This is a genomic window from Leucobacter chironomi DSM 19883 (assembly GCF_000421845.1).
Lineage (GTDB): Bacteria > Actinomycetota > Actinomycetes > Actinomycetales > Microbacteriaceae > Leucobacter > Leucobacter chironomi.
Map to the genome: position 1 here is coordinate 172,332 of NZ_ATXU01000003.1, position 17,443 is coordinate 189,774.

A 17,443-nucleotide genomic window follows, 5' to 3' on the forward strand; every position below is an offset into this window, starting at 1 on the left:
GCACATCGGTGTTCGCCGCAGGGACCAGGAAACCCGGAAACACAGCGGAGAGGCAGGGCCATTGGCCGCTGCCCCTCCCGTGCTCGCAGTCCCTCAGACGAGCAGTTCCGCCAGCAGCGTTTCGACGCGACCTTTGATCTCGTCCCGGATCGGGCGCACGGCATCGATGCCCTGTCCGGCCGGGTCGTCGAGCTTCCAGTCCTCGTAGCGCTTGCCGGGGAAGAACGGGCACGCGTCGCCGCAGCCCATGGTGATCACCATGTCGGAGTCCTGCACCGCTTCGGTGGTGAGCACTTTCGGCTGTTCGGCGGTGATGTCGATGCCGACTTCGCGCATCGCCTCGACGGCGACGGAGTTGATCTGGTCGGCGGGTATGGATCCGGCGGAGCGGACCTCGACGCGGTCGCCTGCGAGCTCGCGGAGCCAGCCGGCGGCCATCTGGGAGCGCCCGGCGTTGTGGACGCAGACGAAGAGGACGGAAGGCTTCTGGTCAGTCATTGTTGTTCGCTTTCGTTCAGTCGGTGAGCGTGGCGAGGAGCTCGCGGACGCGGCCCTCGATATCGTGGCGGATCGCGTCGACCCCGTCCGGGGAAGCGAGAGCCGGGTCGCCCACGGCCCAGTCCTCGTAGCGGACGCCGGGGATGATCGGGCAGACGTCGCCGCAGCCCATCGTGACCACCACGTCGGCCGCGCGCACGGCGTCATCGGTGAGCGGCTTCGGGAACGCCGTCTCGGCCTCCTGCTCGCCCTCGATCTCGGTGAGCAGCGAGCGCACGTGCGGGTGCACGTCCGACGCAGGGGTGGATCCTGCGGAGCGTGCGACGACGCGGCCGTCGGCGAGCTGGTTGACGATCGCGGCGGCGAGCTGGGAGCGGCCCGCGTTCTGCACGCAGACGAACAACACCTGCGGCACCCCGGCCGAGCGGTCCCGCGTCAGGTCGGCGAGGCGCTGCCGGGCGAACCGTTCGGTCAGCGGGATCATGTGCGCCGTCAGCTTCGCCGAACGCACGAGGCCGGCGTAGGACTCGCGCACGATCGCGATCACGAGGTCCCGGTTCAGCCGGGTCAGCTCGTCCGCGAGCTCATCGGCGAGGCGGGTCACGCGGGCGTCCATCTGCTGCAGGGCCTGGGCCCGTGCTGCGGTGTCTTCGGGCTCGTCGGTGACGGCCGCGGCGGGAGCGAACGCGTCGAGGAGGGCCGCGACGGCGCGCTGCTTGCCCGGTGCGATGCGGTAGTACACCCAGGTGCCGCGCCGCTCGGACAGCAGCATCCCGGTCTCCTTCAACACCTTCAAGTGGTGCGAAACGGTCGGCTGCGACACCTCGGCGAGGTCCGCGAGGTCGCACACGCAGGACTCGCCGCGCGGGTCGGTCGCGATCGCGGAGAGCATCCGCAGCCGCAGCGGGTCAGCGAGCGCTTTCAGTGCCCCGGCCACGGTCGTGGCGGCCTCGGTGCCGATCGCGTGCGCCGTGGACGGTGCGCACGTGTCGGCGTCAGAGATGACGGTCGTGTCGGTCATGATGTCCTCGATTCGGTGGCGTAGGGATCGGTGTGGAACCAGGCCTTCGCGGCCCAGAGTGAGACGTAGACCAAGCCCACGAGCACGGGCACTTCGATGAGCGGGCCGACGACCCCGGCCAAGGCCTGGCCGGATGCCGCGCCGAAGGTGCCGATCGCGACCGCGATGGCGAGCTCGAAGTTGTTGCCCGCGGCGGTGAACGCGAGCGTCGTGGACCGCGCGTAGCCCAGGCCGAGAGCCTTGCCCAGCAGGATGCCGGCGAACCACATCAGCGCGAAGTAGACCAGCAGCGGCAGCGCGATACGGGCGACGTCCATTGGGTGGGAGGTGACCTGTTCGCCCTGCAGGGCGAACAGCAGCACGATCGTGAACAGCAGACCGTACAGCGCCCACGGCCCGATCCTCGAAAGGAACTTCTCCTCGTACCAGTCGCGCCCCTTGCGCTTCTCGCCGATGAACCGGGACGCGAAGCCCGCGACGAGCGGGATGCCGAGGAACACGAGCACGTTCAATGCGATCTGCCAGACCGAGATCTCCAGCCCCTGCGCATCCAGTCCGAGCCAGCCCGGCAGCACGGTCAGGTAGAACCAGCCCAGCACCGAGAACATCACGACCTGGAAGACCGAGTTGATCGCGACCAGCACCGCGGTAGCCTCCCGGTCACCGCAGGCGAGATCGTTCCAGATCACCACCATCGCGATGCAGCGGGCGAGCCCGACGATGATCAGCCCGGTCCGGTACTCCGGCAGGTCGGGCAGGAAGATCCACGCGAGCGCGAACATGACCGCGGGCCCCACGAGCCAGTTCAGCACGAGCGAGGAGACCAGGAGCTTCTTGTCGCCGGTGACGGCTGCGACCTTGTCGTAGCGGACCTTCGCGAGCACCGGGTACATCATCACCAGCAGGCCCAGCCCGATCGGGATCGAGATCCCGCCGACCTCCATCGCAGAGAGCGCGTCCGACAGGGCGGGCACGAAACGGCCGAGCAGGAGGCCCGCGACCATCGCGAGGCCGATCCAGAGCGGCAGCCACTTGTCGAGCGTGGAGAGCCGCCTCGGGGCGGTGCGGGTCAGGGTGTCGGTCATGCGATTAGCTCCTCGATCTTCGCCGCGTAGACGGGTTTCGGGTGCGCGCCGATCAGCACGTCCACGCGCTCCCCGTTCCGGTAGAAGCCGAGGGTCGGGATCGAGGTCACGCCGGCCGCGGTCACGGTCTCGGGGTTCTGGTCGGCGTCGATCTTCACGATCTTCACCCGGCCCTCGTACTCGCCGGCGAGCTGGTCCAGGATCGGGGCGATCGCCCTGCACGGGCCGCACCAGGTCGCCCAGATGTCGACCACGACGGGCAGCTCGGACTCGAGCACCTCGGCCTGGAAGGTGGCGTCGGTGACGGGGGTGACGGTGCTCATACGGAGACCTCCAGAACAGGCTCGGAAACGGTGGCGGGTGCGAGGTGCGACAGGTAGTGCTGGGCGTCCTGCGCGGCCGCGCAGCCGGTGCCCGCGGCGGTGATCGCCTGCCGATACGTGTGGTCGACGAGATCCCCGGCCGCGAACACCCCGGCCAGATTCGTCCGCGTCGACGGGTGCGCGACCCGCACGTACCCGTCCGCGTCGGTGTCGACCTGCCCAGTCACGAGCTCGGAGCGCGGGTCGTGCCCGATCGCGACGAACACCCCCGTCGCGTCGAGCCTCCGCTCGGCCCCGGTGATCGTGTCGCGCAGCGTGAGCCCGGTGACCTGCTCGTCGCCGAGGATCGCGGCGACCTCGCTGTTCCAGGCGACCTCGATCTTCGGATCGTCCAGCACGCGCTGTGCCATGATTCTCGACGCTCGGAACTCGTCCCGGCGGTGCACGACGGTGACTTTCGATGCGAACCGGGTGAGGAACAGCGCCTCCTCCATCGCGGAATCCCCGCCACCGATCACGGCGATCTCCTTGTCGCGGAAGAAGAACCCGTCGCAGGTCGCGCACCAGGACACTCCGTGCCCCGACAGGCGCTCTTCCTCGGGGAGGCCGAGCTTGCGGTACGCGGAACCCATCGTCAGGATCACCGCCCGCGCCCGGTACGTCATCCCGGCACCCGTCTCGAGGGTCTTCACGTCGCCGTCGAGCTCGAGGCGAATCGCGTCGTCGTAGACGATCCGAGCGCCGAACCGCTCAGCCTGCGCCCGCATCGACTCCATCAGCTCCGGCCCCTGCACGCCATCGACGAAGCCGGGGAAGTTCTCCACCTCGGTCGTCGTCATCAGCGCACCGCCCGCGGTGACCGAGCCCGCGATCACGTTCGGCGCAAGACCCGCGCGGGCCGCGTAGACCGCCGCGGTGTATCCGGCGGGACCGGACCCGACGATGACCAGTTCGACTTCTTGATTCGACATACTTCTATATTGACATCTATCGAATCAGTTCGCGAGCCCATGCCGGCTTTGTCACCGGATGTTCACCTACCGTGCTCAGGCAGGGCTGCCAACGCCCTTCGCGCGTGACCTCCGCATCATCGACGAACAGTGCATGAAAAGTGCACTCTTCAACAATCGGACCTACCAGTAGAGGTGCTCGAGCGCTTCACGCACGAGCTCGACGTGTATTCGATCGACGAGGCGTTCGCCGCGGTGGATCGTCGGACTTCGGCCGATCCCGAGGCCATGTCGGTGCTCGGGCGCACAATCAGAGACGAGGTGCGCCGGCTCGTCGGCGTGCCCGTCTGCGTCGGGATCGCGCCGACCCGCACCCTCGCGAAGCTCGCGAACCGCGCGGCCAAGAAGATCCCGGTCTTCGAAGGGGTGTGCGTGTGGCCGGCGACGCGGGAGGCGTGGCGCGAGCAGCTGATGCGCCGACTGCCGGTCTCGGAGGTCTGGGGGATCGCGCGGCGCCTCGAGCGGCGGCTCGCAGGGTACGGCATCACCTCCGTGTGGGATCTCGCCACCGCGGATCCTGCGCAGATCCGACGCTGCTTTTCCGTGGTCGTCATGCGTACCGCGCTCGAGCTGCGCGGGGTCGCGTGCATCGGCCCGGAGGAGGATCGCACGGGGAAGAAAGACGAGCTGATCGTGTCGCGTTCCTTCTCAGAGAAGGTGTCCACGATTGAGGGGATGCGGCAGGCGCTCTCGATCTATGCGCAGCAGGCCGCGGCGCGCCTGGTGAAGCACCGGCAGGTGGCGAAGTCGGTGCAGGCGTTCGCCGGCACGAGTCACTGGCACGAGCAGCAGCACTATCCGGCTGTCCGGGTGCCGCTCCCCTATCCGACGGCCGATCCGGTCATGCTGACGCGAGCGGCACATCTGCTGCTCCCGCAGATTCAGGAGGGAACGCGGTATGCGCGGGCCGGGCTCCTGCTTACGGATCTGCACGCGGCTGAGGCGCACCAGGCCCTCGAGTTGTTCAGGCACGTCCACGAGGATGCGAGTATCGCGACGCTCGTGGACGCGGTGCAGAAGAAGGCCGGCCGAGAGGTGCTCGGGCTCGGCTATGGCGGTCTCCGGCCCGGCCCGGCCTGGCAGATGAAGCGTGGACTGCTGACGCCCAGGGCGACAACTCATTGGGACGAGCTCATGATCGTCCGGGCGTAGGGCCGACTACCGTCTGCAGCTACGACTGTGCTGAAGCTCTCAGGAGTCGAAGATGTCTCCGAGGAACTCGAAGGGACTCTTCTTTTTGCGGTAGCGGGGGTCGCGTTGGCGATCGTCGGAGTAGCCGCCGCGTCGGTCACCGTGGTGGCCTTCTCGTCGGCGGTCGTCGTGATGACTGTCGCGACGTCGATCGTCGTACCGGGGTGCCTCGTAGTCGTCATAGCGGGGTTCTGCATACTGCGAGCCTGGCGCCGCGTCGCTTTCGGCCTGCATACGCTCGAGGATCTTGTCTAGCTCGCCCCGGTCGAGCCAGATGCCCCGGCACTGCGGGCAGTAGTCGACTTCGACTCCCTGTCGCTCGCTCATCAACAGGGTGGTTCCATCGCTGGGGCAGTTCATGATGTCAGCGTAAAGCAGCCGGGTCGCTCCCTGGCTGTGAAGTTGACTGCCGCAGCCTGGGAGTTCGTCGCGCGTTGCCGAGTCAGAGTCGGAACTCCAAGAGCCAGTCGACGGCGAGCTGCGCGACGGTGGCGACAATGACGAAGTGGAGGAGGATCGCGACCCATGCCCAGGACGCGAATCCTTTGAGCGCGCGCATGGCGGAGTCGCCCGGGAGGAGGAGGCCGTCGGCGCCGGCTTTCGCGACGGTGACCCACCAGAGCGGGATCATGGCCGTCCAGACGACCATGCACCAGGGGCAGAGGGTGCCGAGAGAGTAGAAGCTCTGGTGCTGCAGCCAGGTGATGAAGACGATGCCTCCGAGGAGGCCGAGGCAGTAGAGCCGCCAGAACCATTGGGCGAAGTGTGCTCCGGCGAGGATCGCGGCCCCGACGAGGATCGGCGCGGTGAAGGCGGTGACGCCGATGATGGTGTTGGAGAACCCGAAGAGGGAACCCTGCCAGGAGTCCATGTTCGGCCCGCAGGTGACGAGCTTCGAGATGTTGCAGTTGGGCGCGTGGGTGGGTTCCTGCAGGGTCTTGATGTACTCGGTGAGCAGTTCGAAGGAGGCGAACCAGCCGACGATGCCGGCCACGATCGAGAACCAGGCGAAGCCGATGCGTCGTCGGCGTAGCGGTGTCTCAGCGCTCGTGGTCATGGTTCGAATCTACACAAGGGGAGGCTGAACGGATGACGGCTGCTCGATACGAATGCAGCGGCCGGGCAGAGGCGCTCTGCATGCGGGATCCTGGGCACGGGTCAGTCGGCCGTCACGTTGACGACGCCTTTCATCTCCGCGTGAATGGAACAGTCGTATTCGTAGCTGCCGGCCTGGTCGAAGACATGGGTGAAGCTGCCCTGTCGCATGAGATCGCTCACGAAGCTCGCATCCTGGGCGACGACATCGTGCTCGTTCTGTCCCTCGAACACCCAGCGCACCGCTTCGCCCTCGGCAACCTCGACCTCGGCTATGTCGTAGGCGTTGTCGTAGGCCCGTACCGTGACGGCGGGGGCGGCGTCCTCGGCAGAGGGGGTGACCTCGGGCTTCGTGGCGGCACAGGCGGCGAGTCCTCCGAGCAGGCCGACTGTTAGGACGGCTCCGAGGGCGTGCACGAGGATGCGGCGAGTGTCGGCGTCCATGGTGTCTCTCTTACTCTCGATTTCTGGGTTAGTGTGGGCGTGCGACGCGGGACTGCTCTCCCGGTGTCGACTCGGCGGCGCTCTACCGGGTTCCCCGCTCCTTCGGCGCGGAGGTGTGCTGGATGAGGTCGATGCGCTGCCGGCCGTACCCGCCCCGTGTGAAGACGCGCAGCGTGAGCCAGGCGAAGAGCGCAAGACCGGCGATCTGGCCGATCAGTCCGGCGGCGCTGCCGTCGCCTGTGGTCTGCGCGGTTTCCCCGGTGAGGCCCGACGCCATGATGCCGAAAGCGACGTAGTTGTTGACGACGTGGATCGCGATCGCTGCCTCGAGGCCGCCGGTGCGCCAGGTGAGCCAGGCGGATACTGCGCCAAGCAACCCGACGGCGAGGAGTCCCCAGATGTCGTAGATGTGGAGGGACGCGAAGCCGATCGAGGGGATCAGGATCGCGAACCAGGGGTTTCTGAGCCAGGCTCCCAGCACCTGCATGAAGAGTCCCCGGAAGACGATCTCTTCGGCAGTGGATTGCAGCGGCACCAGGAGCAGCACGAGCAGCATCGATAGCAGCGCGGCGCGTGCATCGAAGGCAGTCTCGTTCGCAGCCGCTGCAGGGTCGGTGGCGGGCTCGAGGAGCACGCCTGCGGCGATACCGACGAGGTTCATCACGGCGATCGCGAGCACGGAGATGACGAACAGTCGCCCGAGCAGCCCCCAGCGCATGCGGGCCGCGACTGACCAGATCAGGCCGATGGGCCGCATGCCGAGGACGAGCATCGCGAGCAGCACCGCCGGGAGCATGATGATGATCGACACCATGCTCACGAGTACCGAGACGGGCCGTTGGGTGTCGAGCGCCGCGGCAGTGCCGGCGGCGACCTGCGCCGGATAGTCGGGATCCGTGAGCAGGAGCACTGGGATGACGGCCACGGTGACTACCACGGTGAGGATGCCGAAGAAGGCCCCTGACAGCAGGAGCAGGGCGAGCGGTTTCCACCATCGGTAGGCGGAGGTGCCGCGCAGCAGGCTGTGGTAGTCGAGCGGTTCGGTCTCCATGATGCGCAGCTGCGGCGGCGTGCCCCGTGCCCAGCCCCAGGACGGCGACACTGCAGACGGCGCGTGGGGCTCGGACTCGGGGCTGGACATGCGGGGAACTGCGGTTGCGGCTCAGGCGGGGGCGTTCGTCGGCTGCTGCGCGCGGTAGCGGCGGGCGCGGACGAAGGAGGCGATGCCGACGGCGAGGAATACGAGGAGCACGACGAAGGTGACGGTGCTCGCGATCACGGCGTTCGGTCGCTCGGCGGTGCCGGCGAAGAGTTCCCCGATCTTCATCACGTTCATCGCGGTGCCGGCGATGCCGAGGAGGGCGATCGCGAGGGCGGCGTGGATCGCGTGGCGGCGGGCTTTCGGCGCGCGTGAGATGACGGCTGCGACGAGGATGAGCACGCCGAGTGCGGAGGGGATGAGTGCGGTCATGCTGCTCGCGTCGGACGCGAAGTAGGCGACGACGCCGGTGGCGGTGAGGATGCCGCCGACGGCGAAGGTGAGTCCGGTCATGGTCAGTATTCCTTTCGCAGACGCCGCAGGGGTTCTGGGCCGCGCCGGGCGCCCGGGATGTCTCCTCCCCTCCCCCGGGTTCGGGGAACCTCGAGGGATGCGGGCCTTGGCCCGTACTCTACATGATGTAGATGTAAGCTCGTGGGTATGCTGGCTTCCCCGTGGAATCTGATTCTCACCGTCGTCTTCGCGTTCACCGGGGTGTACTGCCTCGTGCGCCTCATCGCGCACCGGCCCCCTCCCGGCGCGCGGCGCGGCCCGGTGCTCGAGTCGATGGCGATCCATCTCATGCACCTGGTGATGAGCGCCGGGATGATCGCGATGTGCTGGATGATGTCGATTCCGGCGGCGTCGAACTGGGCGCAGATCGTGGTCTTCACCGTACTTGCGCTCGCCCTAGTGCCGGGGCTCTGGAAGGCGCCGTTGCCGGCCCGCCGCGTCGATCTCGCCGGGCATATCTGGCTCGCTGGCGCGATGGTGTGGATGATCGCGGCGATGCCGCTGCTCATGGCGGACATGGGCGGCGGGGAGCACGGTGGCGGCCACGGAGAGGCCGCTGATGAGGCGATGATGTTGGCGATGACCACCCCGGTGTGGGTGGACGTCGTCAACGTGGTGTTTGTGGCTGGAAGCGCAGCGGTCGCACTGTGGTGGGCCTTCCGCGCGGCGACGGTTCGCGGGGATCGGTTGCACGCGCTCTGCCACTGCCTGATGGCGGCGGGGATGACGGCGATGCTGCTGCTCATGAACGGGTAGTCGGCCTGCTATGGCGCGACTTGGAAGAGAGTGGGCCAGAGCAGCAGCGCGAGCGGGTAGCCGACGAAGCTGACGATGTTGAGCAGCCAGTGCGCGACGATGAGCGGCAACGACCTCCCCCAGCGGTGGTAGACCCAGCCGAAGAGGAGCCCCATGACCACGTTGCCGATGAATGCGCCGATGCCCTGGTAGAGGTGGTAGCTGCCGCGCAGCAGTGCGCTTGAGACGATGGTGGAGATCGGGCCGACCCCGAGGCGTCGCATACGGTCGAAGAAGTAGGCGACGACGATGAGTTCCTCGCCGAGAGCTGCACGCAGGGCGGAGAGGATCAGCACGGGCACCGTCCACCAGTAGGCGTCGAGGGCGGTCGGTACGACGTTCGCGTTGATCCCGATGATGCGCGAGAAGAGGTAGAACGCGAGCCCCGGGATCCCGATCGCAGCCGCGAGCACGACACCCCAGCCGGTGTCTGCCAGCCACCACCGGCCGCCCCTGCCGGGGAGCCGTCCGAGGCCGAGGTTTCCCAGGTGCGGGGCCGCTGTGCGCCAGAGCAGATACGCCACGAGCGCGACGGGTGCGAGTTCCCCCACGAAGCCGAGCAGCTGGTAGGCGAGGTCGAAGAGGGGCTGCTCGGCCAGCGGCCGGTTGATGGTGGCGGTCTGGGAGGCGAGCGCGGTCTCCTGGCTGAGGCGGCGCAGGATCGTGATGATCGACTGCACGCCCGCGTAGCCGAAAGACAGTGCGAGCACGATCGCGAGCTCCCAGCGCAGTCGACGCTTCGAGATCGGGGCAACGTCGAAGCGCGCGTATTGGGGTGGTCGCACCTTTGAGAGCCCGTCTATATCTGGCGGCGGTAGTTCTGCAGCCGAAGGCTGTTGAAGACGACGAGCACCGAGGAGAGTGCCATGGCGCCGGCGGCGATGAGGGGATTCAGTAAGCCGGCAGCGGCGATCGGGATCGCGGCGAGGTTGTAGCCGAACGCCCAGCCGAGGTTCACGCGGATGGTGCGAAGGGTGCGACGGGAGAGCTCGATCGCCTCGGGGATCACGGCGAGGTCTTCCCGAACGAGGATGACGTCGGCCGATTTGAGGGCGATGTCGGTGCCGGAGACGACGGCGAGGCCGAGGTCGGCGGCGGCGAGGGCGACGGCGTCGTTGATGCCGTCGCCGACCATCGCGACCCGCTCTCCCGCCGCTTGCAGCTCGCGAATCGCATCGCCTTTCTCGGCGGGCAGCACTTCTGCGGAGACGCGGTCGATGCCGAGGGTGTCGGCGATCTCCTCTGCGGCCGTTCGGGAGTCGCCGGTGAGCAGCACGGTGGTGAGGCCCTGTTGCTGCAGCGCTTGGATTGCAGCACGGGCGTTCGGCTTGATGGTGTCGGCGAGTCCGAAGCGCCCGATCAGGCGTCCTGCCTGGGAGACGAACACGGTCGATTCCGTGGCGTCGGCCTCGGTGAGGTAGACGCGGGCGGCACCGGTCGAGACGCCCTGCTCGTCCAGGTAGGCGAGGCTGCCGATGTGGACGGTGTCGCCGGCGACGGTGCCGGAGGCGCCCCGGCCGGGCACGGCGATGAAGTCTCTGACGGGGTCGAGGTCGGCGATCTGCTGCTTCGCGGCCGCGACGATGGCACGGGCGATGAGGTGCTCCGATCCCTGCTCCACGGAGGCGGCGACGCGTAGCAGCTCGTGCTCGGCGACGCCGGGAACGGTGGCGATGCTGCGCACGGTCATCTCGCCGGTGGTGAGGGTACCGGTCTTGTCGAGCACCACGGTGGTGATCGTGCCGCTCGCCTCGAGCGCGTCCTGCCCCTTCACGAGGATGCCGAGGCTGGCGCCCCGGCCGATGCCGACCATGAGCGCGGTCGGAGTGGCGAGCCCGAGGGCGCATGGGCAGGCAATGATGAGGGTGGAGATCCCGATCCCGAAGGCCTCTTCAAAGGAGCGGCCGGCGAGCATCCACCCAGTGGTGACGAGGATGGCGAGAACGATCACTCCGGGTACGAAGTAGCGGGTGACGCGGTCGACGAGGGTCTGCACGCGGGCTTTGCGGGCCTGGGCTTGTTCGGCGAGGGCGGTCATCTGCGCGAGCTGGGTGTGTGCGCCGACCGAGCTCGTGCGCACTTCGAGGCGGCCGTTGGTGCTGATCGTGCCGCCGATCACCGCATCGCCGCTCGAGGCAGTGACGGGGAGCGGTTCGCCGGTGAGCATGCTGGCGTCGATGTCGGCGCTACCGACGATGATGGTGCCGTCGGCGGGGAGAGTTTCGCCGGGGAGCACGACGAACACGTCGTCGACGCGGAGTTCCGTGGCGGGCCTGATCTCCTCGGTGCCGTCGCGCTGGATGCGGACGTGCGTGGCGGCAAGCTCGCTGAGAGCGCCGAGCACGTCGCCGGCTTTGCGGCGTGAGCGGGTTTCGAAGTAGCGGCCGGCGAGCTGAAAGGTGGTCATGCCGGCGGCGACGTCCAGATAGATGGCGTTTGCCCCCTCGGGAGTGGCGCCGATGCCAAGCCAGTATCCGGCCCCGCTCCCCTCGATACCGAGTAGCAGCGTCACAACCGACCAGCCGAAGGACGCGGCGATGCCGAGGGAGACGAGGGTATCCATGCTGACGTCGCCGTGGCGGAGGTTTCTGAGGGTGGCCTTGTGGAACGGCCAGGCCGCCCAGGTGACGATCGGCACGGCGAGGGCGACGCAGAGCCATTCCCAGCCGGGGAAGCGCCACTCGGGGACGAGGGCGAGCACGATCGTGAGATCCATGAGCGGCACGGTGAGCACGGCGGCGAGGATGAGCCGTCTGCGCAGCGAGGTGATGCGCACTTCGGTAGCGCGCTTTGACCAGGCGTCGTCGGCGTCGTCGTGGATGCGCGCCCCGTAGCCGGCTTTCTCGACGCGCTCGAGTGCTTCGCTCGCGCGAGCGGCGCCGAGGCCAGAGACGATGGCGCGCTCGGTCGCGTAGTTCACGCTCGCGGTGACACCCTCGATCTTGTTCAGGGCGCGCTCGACGCGTCCCGCGCAGGCGGCGCAGGTCATGCCTGAGACGTCGAGCTGCAACGGCTCGACGACGTCGGGGGCGAGGGTCACGACTGGGGCTCCTCTTCGCTCCGGGGCGCGGGTCGTCCAGGGCCTGCGGCTTGCCGTCGATTGGCGAGAGTTTCGAGCATCTTGTTGTAGTCGTCGAACTCCTCATCGCGGCCGGAGTCCAGGTGTCGATCCTTGCGGCGGGCCTCTTTCGCGTCCTGCCGCGACCATTGGATGCCGAGCGCGATGATGACGAGCAGCAGCGGCAGCTCGCCGCCAGCCCAGGCGACGCCGCCGCCGAGGTATTGGGAGGCTTGGAGGTTTGTCCAGGGCAGCCCGAAGTAGAGGTAGAAGTTCTCCGCGATCCACTCGCCATCAGCCATCATCAGGATCACGCCGAAGAACGCGTGGAACGGCATCGCGGCGAGCACGAAGCCGAGCTTGCCGATGTGCGGGAGGGGGCGCGGCGGTCGGTCGACCCCGATTACGAGCCCGTAGAAGAGGTACCCGGCGATGATGAAGTGGACGTTCATGAGCTGGTGCGCCCAGTGGAACCGCATGCCCTCTTCGAAGATCCCGGTGAAGTACAGCCCGTAGTAGGAGCCGACGAAGAGCACGAACACGAACAGCGGGTTGTAGACGAGGCGGAGCGCCTTCCAGTGCAGCATCCAGGTGATCCAGAGGTGCAGGCCTGCTGGTCTGGTGGGGTCTGCGCGGGTCGCCCGCAGCAGCAGGGTGATGATGCCGCCCATCACCAGGAGGATCGGGGCGAGCATGTTCAGGCTCATGTGCACGATCATGTGCGTGCCGAAGTCGGGGGCGGAGTACTTGCCGAAGCCCGAGCTCGTGGCGAAGACGATGACGCACCACCCGCCGATCCAGGAGACCGTGCGGCCGATCGGCCACCGGTCGCCGCGCGTGCGTAGCACGCGCACCGCCCAGAGGTAGGCGGCGATGGCGGCGATCGCGAGCACGATGAAGAGGAGATTGGGCCGCCAGTGCGTCAACCACACGAGCATCGAGGGTGCCTCGTCGACGTCGAAGCCGAGGAACACCTGGGAGATGCTGGTGGGCTGGAAGTAGTGGGGTGGCGGGATCCTCGTCATCGCCGCGGTGATCCCGATCCATCCGGTGATCGCTAGGGTCGCGATGGCGGGCGGCAGGGCAGCGGGCTGTGCCGGGTTTGCGCGCTGGGCCGCGCGCCAGCCGAGCAGGGCGACGGTGAGGAGTGCCAGGCATGCCCAGCGTGCGAGGATCTGCCAGCCCGTCTCGGACTCGAGGAGGCTCGATCCGGCAAGCTTGAACCAGGTCAGAACGAGGTCGGTGGCGATGATGAGCGCAATGCCCGCGAGCACGAAGCTGGTGAGGCGGGTGACGATGACCGGGTCGAGGGTGCGGCCGCTCGCGGCGCGGATGGCGGCGATGAGGATGACGCCGAAGACTGCTCCGGTGGCGAGGGTTTGATAGGTGCCGGCGTCGCTGCCGAGGTCGTGATTCGGGCCGACGAGGATCTGCCCGACGACCACGGGGGCGAGGATGCCGAAGCAGGTCACCCAGAGCGGGATGAGGAGTCCTGTCCACCGGGTGACGAACTGGCAGACGAGTGAGGTGATGACGGCGGCGACCAGCGACACCGTCCAGGCTCGCGGGAAGGCGCTCGTCTCGTAGAGGAAGGCGAATGCGCCCGGCTCCGTGAGACGCGCGAGGGGCATGCCGCTGCTGTCGAGCGATTCGAAGACCACCATGCCTGCCGACACCATCGCCCAGGCGACCGAGGCGATACGCAGCAGGGCGAGTTCGAGGCATGGCTCGATCCGTTTGGCCTGTTTGCCGCGAGCGTCACGGAAGAACAGGAGGTACAGCAGGGCGCCGAGGGTGAGCATGGCGGCGAGATCGCCGAGTCCCTGCCCGAGCGCGGTCGGCACGGCGACGTCGAAGCCAGGGAAGGTGAGGTAGATCTGTTCATAGGCGGCCGGCCCGATGCGGAGCGTGGCGACGATCGGGGGGACGATGATCGCAAGGAGACCGAATGCCGCGATCGCCAGAGCGACGGCGGTGCGACGTGGCGAGCGCTCCCGTGAGGCCTGAGCGGGCGTGGTCGTGGCCGCGCTGCTGCTCATCGTGCCCGCTCGCGGATGGCGGTGAGTTCGAAGCCGGCCTCGCTGACGGCCTGCGTGAGGGCGTTGGTGCTGAGGGGGTGGGCGACGTCGAGGATCACCCGGCCGGAGGTCACGTCGACGTCGACGTTCTCGACGCCGCTGAGCGCGCTGAGCACCGTGGTCAACGTCTGAGCGCAGTGGCTGCAGGTCATGCCGTTGACGGTGAGCTCCTGCTTGCTGGTCACGTCCATCGCCGTCGTCCTCTCCTCGGGATACTCGCTTAAGACTACAAGATGTAGACGTACGCGAGCTTGGCGCGGGCAGCCGGCGCGACGAGGTCAGCGCAACTGTGCGGCGGCGTGCAGGCCCTGCGGGATGCGGCGTCGCTGCGGGGTAGGCCAGCGTTTCCGGGTGAGGCGCTCGGCTCGGAGGGTCATGCCGACATCGTGCGTCGCGGCTGCGAGGACGATGAGTGCATTCGCGAGGTGTGCGGCCCCGACTTGACGGGCGGCGGCATCGTCGGCAGCGAGCTCAATCTGCAGGCGGGTGGCGCGTTCGAGCGCTCGGCTGGCTCGGGTACCCGGCAGGACGAGCGTGTTGAGCTGGGCAATGCGGATGGCGAGTCCGTGCTGGTGGCGCAGATGGGCGAACTCGTGGGCGAGCACGGCTTGCAACTGCGGCGGGGTGAGGAGCTGCTCCATGGCTGAGGAGACGAAGATCTCGGGACGTCTGCCGGGGACAGCATAGGCTTCGGGCGTCTCCGAGTGGAAGCGGACGAGGGTGAATCCGATGTGCTCGTCTCTCGCATAGGCGACAGCGTGGGAGTGGGAGGCCGGGCGCAGGGACTGCAGCGAGCCGGCGAAGGTGAAGGCGAAGACGAGGAAGACGCCGGAGATCCCGGCGGCGACCCAGATCACCGCTGATACGGTCACGCTGGTGGTGTGCGGGATGGTGTGCCGCAGCGACTCGACCGCGACGATGCCGAGGGCGATGCCGGCGAGGGCGGTCGCGATGCCCACGCCGAACGACCCGAACCAGACCGTCAGCGCGGCTCTCGGGTGGAAGAGGTGCCAGCGTCCTGCGGTGAGCACGCGCGGGCAGAGCACGGCGAGCGCGAGGGCCGTGCCCAGGAGAACTAGGGCAAGGAGCAGCACGGTCGGTTATCCTTCGGGCTTCGCCTCGCCGAAGGCGTCCATGAGCGCGGCGACGTCGTCTTCGGCGAGATTCCCGGCGAAGGCGAGCAGGGCGGCCCGCCGGTCGGCGGCCTGCTCGAGCGCGGAGGTCATCGTCTCGCTCGCCTCCTTCTCACTTGATCGCAGCGGTCGGAAGCTGATCTTCCGGGGCGAGTCGCCGATCCGTTCGACGCGGCCTTTCCCTTCCAAGCGGGTAAGTGCCGTCATGAGCGTCGTGTAGGCCGGCACGGGTTCGCTGAACATGGTCTGCAGTTCGCGCGCGCTCACGGCGCGCTCCTGTTCGTGGAGTCGTTGCATGACCTCGTCTTCGAGACCGCCCCATTCGCGTTTGCGCACCCCGGCCATGTCGTACCCTCCTCGTCGATGATTTTTACTCTACATCTCGTCGAGTTATTGCATTGTTCTCACAGCATGCAACAGTAGCCTCTGCGCATGGAGAACTGGTGGGCGAACGCGCTCTGGTCGCTCACCCCGTCGGTGATCATCGGCGCCTTCTTCTGGTTCGTGATCCGCGCGATCTCTCGGGCCGATCGCACGGAGCGCCGGGTCTATAAGCAGATCGAGGCCGAGGAGCGCGCGAAAGCTGGTCTCCCGCCGAAACAGCAGCCTCCCGCGCAGTCGCCGGCGGCTGCCGAGCCCGCGCCTGTCGAAGAGACGCCGGAGTGAGCACGCTGGCCGGTCAGTCAGCGGTGATGCCCTCATGATGCATGGGGCACAAGCGGACGGCGTCCCCGGTGAGAGCTAGCATCTTCTCGGCTGCTGCGAGGATCGCAACGACGGCGTCGGGATGCGCGAGCGAGTACATCGAGGCCCGCCCCTCGGCTCGCGAGACGACCATGCCGGTGTCTTTCAAGCAGGCGAGATGCTTGGAGACGGTGCTCTGGGAGAGACCGAGGTGCTTCACCAGGTCGACCACGCGGTGCTCCCCGAGTTGCAGATGCTGCAGGATCACCAGTCGGGAAGGATCGCCGAGGCTATGGAAGAGGGCTGCCGCAGAGGTCAGCGCCTCGGCTTCGGCAATCGTCGGCAGCTCATGAGAACGTTCGGCTTGCATCGTCATATCACGATGTTATCTCCGAATCGGCAATCACTCTAGGTCGGAGGCAGCCGCGACTTATTGGCGAAAGATAACATCGCCAAACGACGATGTTATCTATATAGTGAAGTGTATTGACCAGTACCGAATGAGAACGGAGATCTCGAATGGGCGCAGGACATGATCACGGCCCGGGCGTGGCCGAGGCGGGACAGCCCGGCGACTATCGCCGTAAGCTCTGGATCGCCTTCGGCATCACCGCAACGATCGTCGTCGCGCAGGCCGTGGGTTCCGTCGTCACCGGAAGCCTCGCACTGCTCACTGACACCGCGCATGCCATCACCGACGCCTCGGGGCTGCTGGTCGCGCTGATCGCGGCGACACTGATGCTGCGGCCGGCGACGTCGACGCGCACCTGGGGGTTCCGCCGGATCGAGGTGATCGCCGCGCTCGGGCAGGCGACGCTACTGCTCGTGGTCGGCTTTTACACCGCCATCGAGGGCATCCGGCGCCTATTCGAACCGCCGGAGGTGCCTGCGACCGAGCTGCTGGTCTTCGGTATCGTCGGCCTCGCCGCGAACATCACCGCCATCCTCATTCTCTCCTCGAGCCGAGGCGCAAACTTCAATATGCGCGCCGCATTCCTCGAGGTGCTCAACGACGCGCTCGGCTCCCTGGGCGTGATCGTCGCCGCCATCGTGATCGCCACCACGGGCTTCCAGCGCGCCGACGCCCTCGCCGGCCTCTTCATCGCCGCGCTCATCGTGCCCCGCGCCTTCAAGCTGATGCGCGAGACGACGAGCGTGCTCATGGAGTTCACCCCCAAGGGCCTCAATCTCGACGAGGTGCGTGCGCACATCCTCGAGCTCGAGCACGTCAAGGATGTGCACGACCTGCACGCTTCGACGGTCGCGACCGGTCTGCCGACGATCACCGCGCATGTCGTCGTCGAGGATGAATGCTTCACCGACGGGCATGCTGCCGAAGTGCTCCATGCGGTGAAGGAGTGCGTAGCGGAGCACTTCGAGGTGTCGGTCAACCACTCGACCTTCCAGATCGAGACGGCGCACATCAGCGACGACGAGCCGGTGGGCGTCAAGCACCCATGAGCGAGTGGCGCGGGA

Annotated in this window: 21 protein-coding genes; 4 read left to right on the plus strand and 17 right to left on the minus strand. The window is 67.5% G+C overall.

Annotated elements, in window-relative coordinates; genetic code table 11:
• Nucleotides 1-93: 93 nt before the first annotated feature.
• The 5 genes from H629_RS0104600 to trxB are packed head-to-tail and all read right to left on the minus strand — an operon-like array spanning nt 94 to nt 3,898.
• On the minus strand, nt 94-498 hold the full coding sequence (locus tag H629_RS0104600) for an arsenate reductase ArsC (RefSeq protein WP_024356155.1): 405 nt from the start codon (nt 496-498) through the stop codon (nt 94-96).
• Nucleotides 499-514: 16 nt separating this feature from the next.
• The gene (locus H629_RS0104605) at nt 515-1,519 is read right to left on the minus strand and encodes a metalloregulator ArsR/SmtB family transcription factor (RefSeq protein ID WP_024356156.1); all 1,005 of its coding nucleotides are present in this window, start codon (nt 1,517-1,519) and stop codon (nt 515-517) included.
• On the minus strand, nt 1,516-2,604 hold the full coding sequence (gene arsB, locus H629_RS0104610) for an ACR3 family arsenite efflux transporter (RefSeq protein ID WP_024356157.1): 1,089 nt from the start codon (nt 2,602-2,604) through the stop codon (nt 1,516-1,518). The genes H629_RS0104605 and arsB overlap by 4 nt, the downstream gene beginning before the upstream one ends.
• On the minus strand, nt 2,601-2,927 hold the full coding sequence (gene trxA / locus H629_RS0104615) for a thioredoxin (protein WP_024356158.1): 327 nt from the start codon (nt 2,925-2,927) through the stop codon (nt 2,601-2,603). Before trxA ends, arsB begins: the two co-directional genes overlap by 4 nt.
• Nucleotides 2,924-3,898 (minus strand): thioredoxin-disulfide reductase, encoded by a 975-nt coding sequence (trxB, locus tag H629_RS0104620; protein WP_024356159.1) that lies wholly within the window; start codon nt 3,896-3,898, stop codon nt 2,924-2,926. Before trxB ends, trxA begins: the two co-directional genes overlap by 4 nt.
• Before the next feature lie 174 nt (nt 3,899-4,072).
• On the opposite strand from trxB, the gene H629_RS0104625 reads away from it, so the two are divergent.
• Nucleotides 4,073-5,089, plus strand: a complete 1,017-nt coding sequence (locus tag H629_RS0104625) for a DinB/UmuC family translesion DNA polymerase (RefSeq protein ID WP_017883889.1) — start codon at nt 4,073-4,075, stop codon at nt 5,087-5,089.
• Nucleotides 5,090-5,128: 39 nt separating this feature from the next.
• On the opposite strand, the gene H629_RS0104630 is transcribed toward H629_RS0104625, so the two are convergent.
• From H629_RS0104630 to H629_RS0104650, 5 genes are all read right to left on the minus strand, one after another.
• Nucleotides 5,129-5,488, minus strand: a complete 360-nt coding sequence (locus tag H629_RS0104630) for a TFIIB-type zinc ribbon-containing protein (protein WP_024356160.1) — start codon at nt 5,486-5,488, stop codon at nt 5,129-5,131.
• 82 nt (nt 5,489-5,570) lie between these two features.
• Complete coding sequence (locus H629_RS0104635; RefSeq protein WP_024356161.1) at nt 5,571-6,185, minus strand: vitamin K epoxide reductase family protein; 615 nt, start codon at nt 6,183-6,185, stop codon at nt 5,571-5,573.
• A gap of 101 nt (nt 6,186-6,286) precedes the next feature.
• Complete coding sequence (locus tag H629_RS15710; protein WP_017883892.1) at nt 6,287-6,667, minus strand: cupredoxin domain-containing protein; 381 nt, start codon at nt 6,665-6,667, stop codon at nt 6,287-6,289.
• An 82-nt stretch (nt 6,668-6,749) separates the two neighbouring features.
• Nucleotides 6,750-7,808, minus strand: a complete 1,059-nt coding sequence (locus tag H629_RS0104645) for a CPBP family intramembrane glutamic endopeptidase (RefSeq protein ID WP_024356162.1) — start codon at nt 7,806-7,808, stop codon at nt 6,750-6,752.
• Between the two features lie 21 nt (nt 7,809-7,829).
• Nucleotides 7,830-8,219: a hypothetical protein gene (locus H629_RS0104650; RefSeq protein ID WP_024356163.1), complete on the minus strand. Its 390-nt coding sequence runs from the start codon at nt 8,217-8,219 to the stop codon at nt 7,830-7,832.
• 147 nt (nt 8,220-8,366) lie between these two features.
• Between H629_RS0104650 and H629_RS0104655 the strand changes: the two genes are divergently transcribed.
• Complete coding sequence (locus H629_RS0104655; RefSeq protein WP_024356164.1) at nt 8,367-8,975, plus strand: DUF5134 domain-containing protein; 609 nt, start codon at nt 8,367-8,369, stop codon at nt 8,973-8,975.
• Between the two features lie 8 nt (nt 8,976-8,983).
• Here H629_RS0104655 and H629_RS0104660 read toward each other — a convergent pair whose 3' ends face one another.
• The 6 genes from H629_RS0104660 to H629_RS0104685 form a co-directional block, all read right to left on the minus strand.
• Nucleotides 8,984-9,799, minus strand: a complete 816-nt coding sequence (locus H629_RS0104660; RefSeq protein ID WP_017883895.1) for a CPBP family intramembrane glutamic endopeptidase — start codon at nt 9,797-9,799, stop codon at nt 8,984-8,986.
• Between the two features lie 14 nt (nt 9,800-9,813).
• The gene (locus tag H629_RS0104665; RefSeq protein WP_024356165.1) at nt 9,814-12,054 is read right to left on the minus strand and encodes a heavy metal translocating P-type ATPase; all 2,241 of its coding nucleotides are present in this window, start codon (nt 12,052-12,054) and stop codon (nt 9,814-9,816) included.
• Nucleotides 12,051-14,111, minus strand: a complete 2,061-nt coding sequence (locus H629_RS0104670; RefSeq protein WP_017883897.1) for a cytochrome c oxidase assembly protein — start codon at nt 14,109-14,111, stop codon at nt 12,051-12,053. Before H629_RS0104670 ends, H629_RS0104665 begins: the two co-directional genes overlap by 4 nt.
• The gene (locus H629_RS0104675; RefSeq protein ID WP_017883898.1) at nt 14,108-14,341 is read right to left on the minus strand and encodes a heavy-metal-associated domain-containing protein; all 234 of its coding nucleotides are present in this window, start codon (nt 14,339-14,341) and stop codon (nt 14,108-14,110) included. Before H629_RS0104675 ends, H629_RS0104670 begins: the two co-directional genes overlap by 4 nt.
• 87 nt (nt 14,342-14,428) lie before the next feature.
• On the minus strand, nt 14,429-15,244 hold the full coding sequence (locus tag H629_RS0104680; protein ID WP_017883899.1) for a M56 family metallopeptidase: 816 nt from the start codon (nt 15,242-15,244) through the stop codon (nt 14,429-14,431).
• Nucleotides 15,245-15,250: 6 nt separating this feature from the next.
• Nucleotides 15,251-15,628, minus strand: coding sequence for a BlaI/MecI/CopY family transcriptional regulator (locus H629_RS0104685; protein WP_017883900.1), 378 nt, complete (start codon nt 15,626-15,628; stop codon nt 15,251-15,253).
• A gap of 87 nt (nt 15,629-15,715) precedes the next feature.
• On the opposite strand from H629_RS0104685, the gene H629_RS0104690 reads away from it, so the two are divergent.
• Nucleotides 15,716-15,949: a hypothetical protein gene (locus H629_RS0104690; protein WP_017883901.1), complete on the plus strand. Its 234-nt coding sequence runs from the start codon at nt 15,716-15,718 to the stop codon at nt 15,947-15,949.
• A gap of 13 nt (nt 15,950-15,962) precedes the next feature.
• On the opposite strand, the gene H629_RS0104695 is transcribed toward H629_RS0104690, so the two are convergent.
• Entirely contained in the window at nt 15,963-16,343 is a 381-nt protein-coding gene (locus H629_RS0104695; RefSeq protein ID WP_017883902.1) for an ArsR/SmtB family transcription factor, read from the minus strand.
• 143 nt (nt 16,344-16,486) lie between these two features.
• Here H629_RS0104695 and H629_RS0104700 point away from each other — a divergent pair, with 143 nt between their 5' ends.
• Complete coding sequence (locus H629_RS0104700; RefSeq protein ID WP_024356167.1) at nt 16,487-17,428, plus strand: cation diffusion facilitator family transporter; 942 nt, start codon at nt 16,487-16,489, stop codon at nt 17,426-17,428.
• Nucleotides 17,429-17,443: the final 15 nt, after the last annotated feature.

Coding starts and splice junctions, on each gene's coding strand:
- trxA (WP_024356158.1), bottom strand. CDS start 2,927: ATGAGCACCGTCACCCCCGTCACCGACGCCACCTTCCAGGCCGAGGTG.
- H629_RS0104695 (WP_017883902.1), bottom strand. CDS start 16,343: ATGACGATGCAAGCCGAACGTTCTCATGAGCTGCCGACGATTGCCGAA.
- H629_RS0104700 (WP_024356167.1), top strand. CDS start 16,487: ATGGGCGCAGGACATGATCACGGCCCGGGCGTGGCCGAGGCGGGACAG.
- H629_RS0104675 (WP_017883898.1), bottom strand. CDS start 14,341: ATGGACGTGACCAGCAAGCAGGAGCTCACCGTCAACGGCATGACCTGC.
- arsB (WP_024356157.1), bottom strand. CDS start 2,604: ATGACCGACACCCTGACCCGCACCGCCCCGAGGCGGCTCTCCACGCTC.
- H629_RS0104690 (WP_017883901.1), top strand. CDS start 15,716: ATGGAGAACTGGTGGGCGAACGCGCTCTGGTCGCTCACCCCGTCGGTG.
- H629_RS0104605 (WP_024356156.1), bottom strand. CDS start 1,519: ATGACCGACACGACCGTCATCTCTGACGCCGACACGTGCGCACCGTCC.
- H629_RS0104645 (WP_024356162.1), bottom strand. CDS start 7,808: ATGTCCAGCCCCGAGTCCGAGCCCCACGCGCCGTCTGCAGTGTCGCCG.
- H629_RS0104635 (WP_024356161.1), bottom strand. CDS start 6,185: ATGACCACGAGCGCTGAGACACCGCTACGCCGACGACGCATCGGCTTC.
- H629_RS0104630 (WP_024356160.1), bottom strand. CDS start 5,488: ATGAACTGCCCCAGCGATGGAACCACCCTGTTGATGAGCGAGCGACAG.
- trxB (WP_024356159.1), bottom strand. CDS start 3,898: ATGTCGAATCAAGAAGTCGAACTGGTCATCGTCGGGTCCGGTCCCGCC.
- H629_RS0104650 (WP_024356163.1), bottom strand. CDS start 8,219: ATGACCGGACTCACCTTCGCCGTCGGCGGCATCCTCACCGCCACCGGC.
- H629_RS0104685 (WP_017883900.1), bottom strand. CDS start 15,628: ATGGCCGGGGTGCGCAAACGCGAATGGGGCGGTCTCGAAGACGAGGTC.
- H629_RS15710 (WP_017883892.1), bottom strand. CDS start 6,667: ATGGACGCCGACACTCGCCGCATCCTCGTGCACGCCCTCGGAGCCGTC.
- H629_RS0104670 (WP_017883897.1), bottom strand. CDS start 14,111: ATGAGCAGCAGCGCGGCCACGACCACGCCCGCTCAGGCCTCACGGGAG.
- H629_RS0104655 (WP_024356164.1), top strand. CDS start 8,367: ATGCTGGCTTCCCCGTGGAATCTGATTCTCACCGTCGTCTTCGCGTTC.
- H629_RS0104600 (WP_024356155.1), bottom strand. CDS start 498: ATGACTGACCAGAAGCCTTCCGTCCTCTTCGTCTGCGTCCACAACGCC.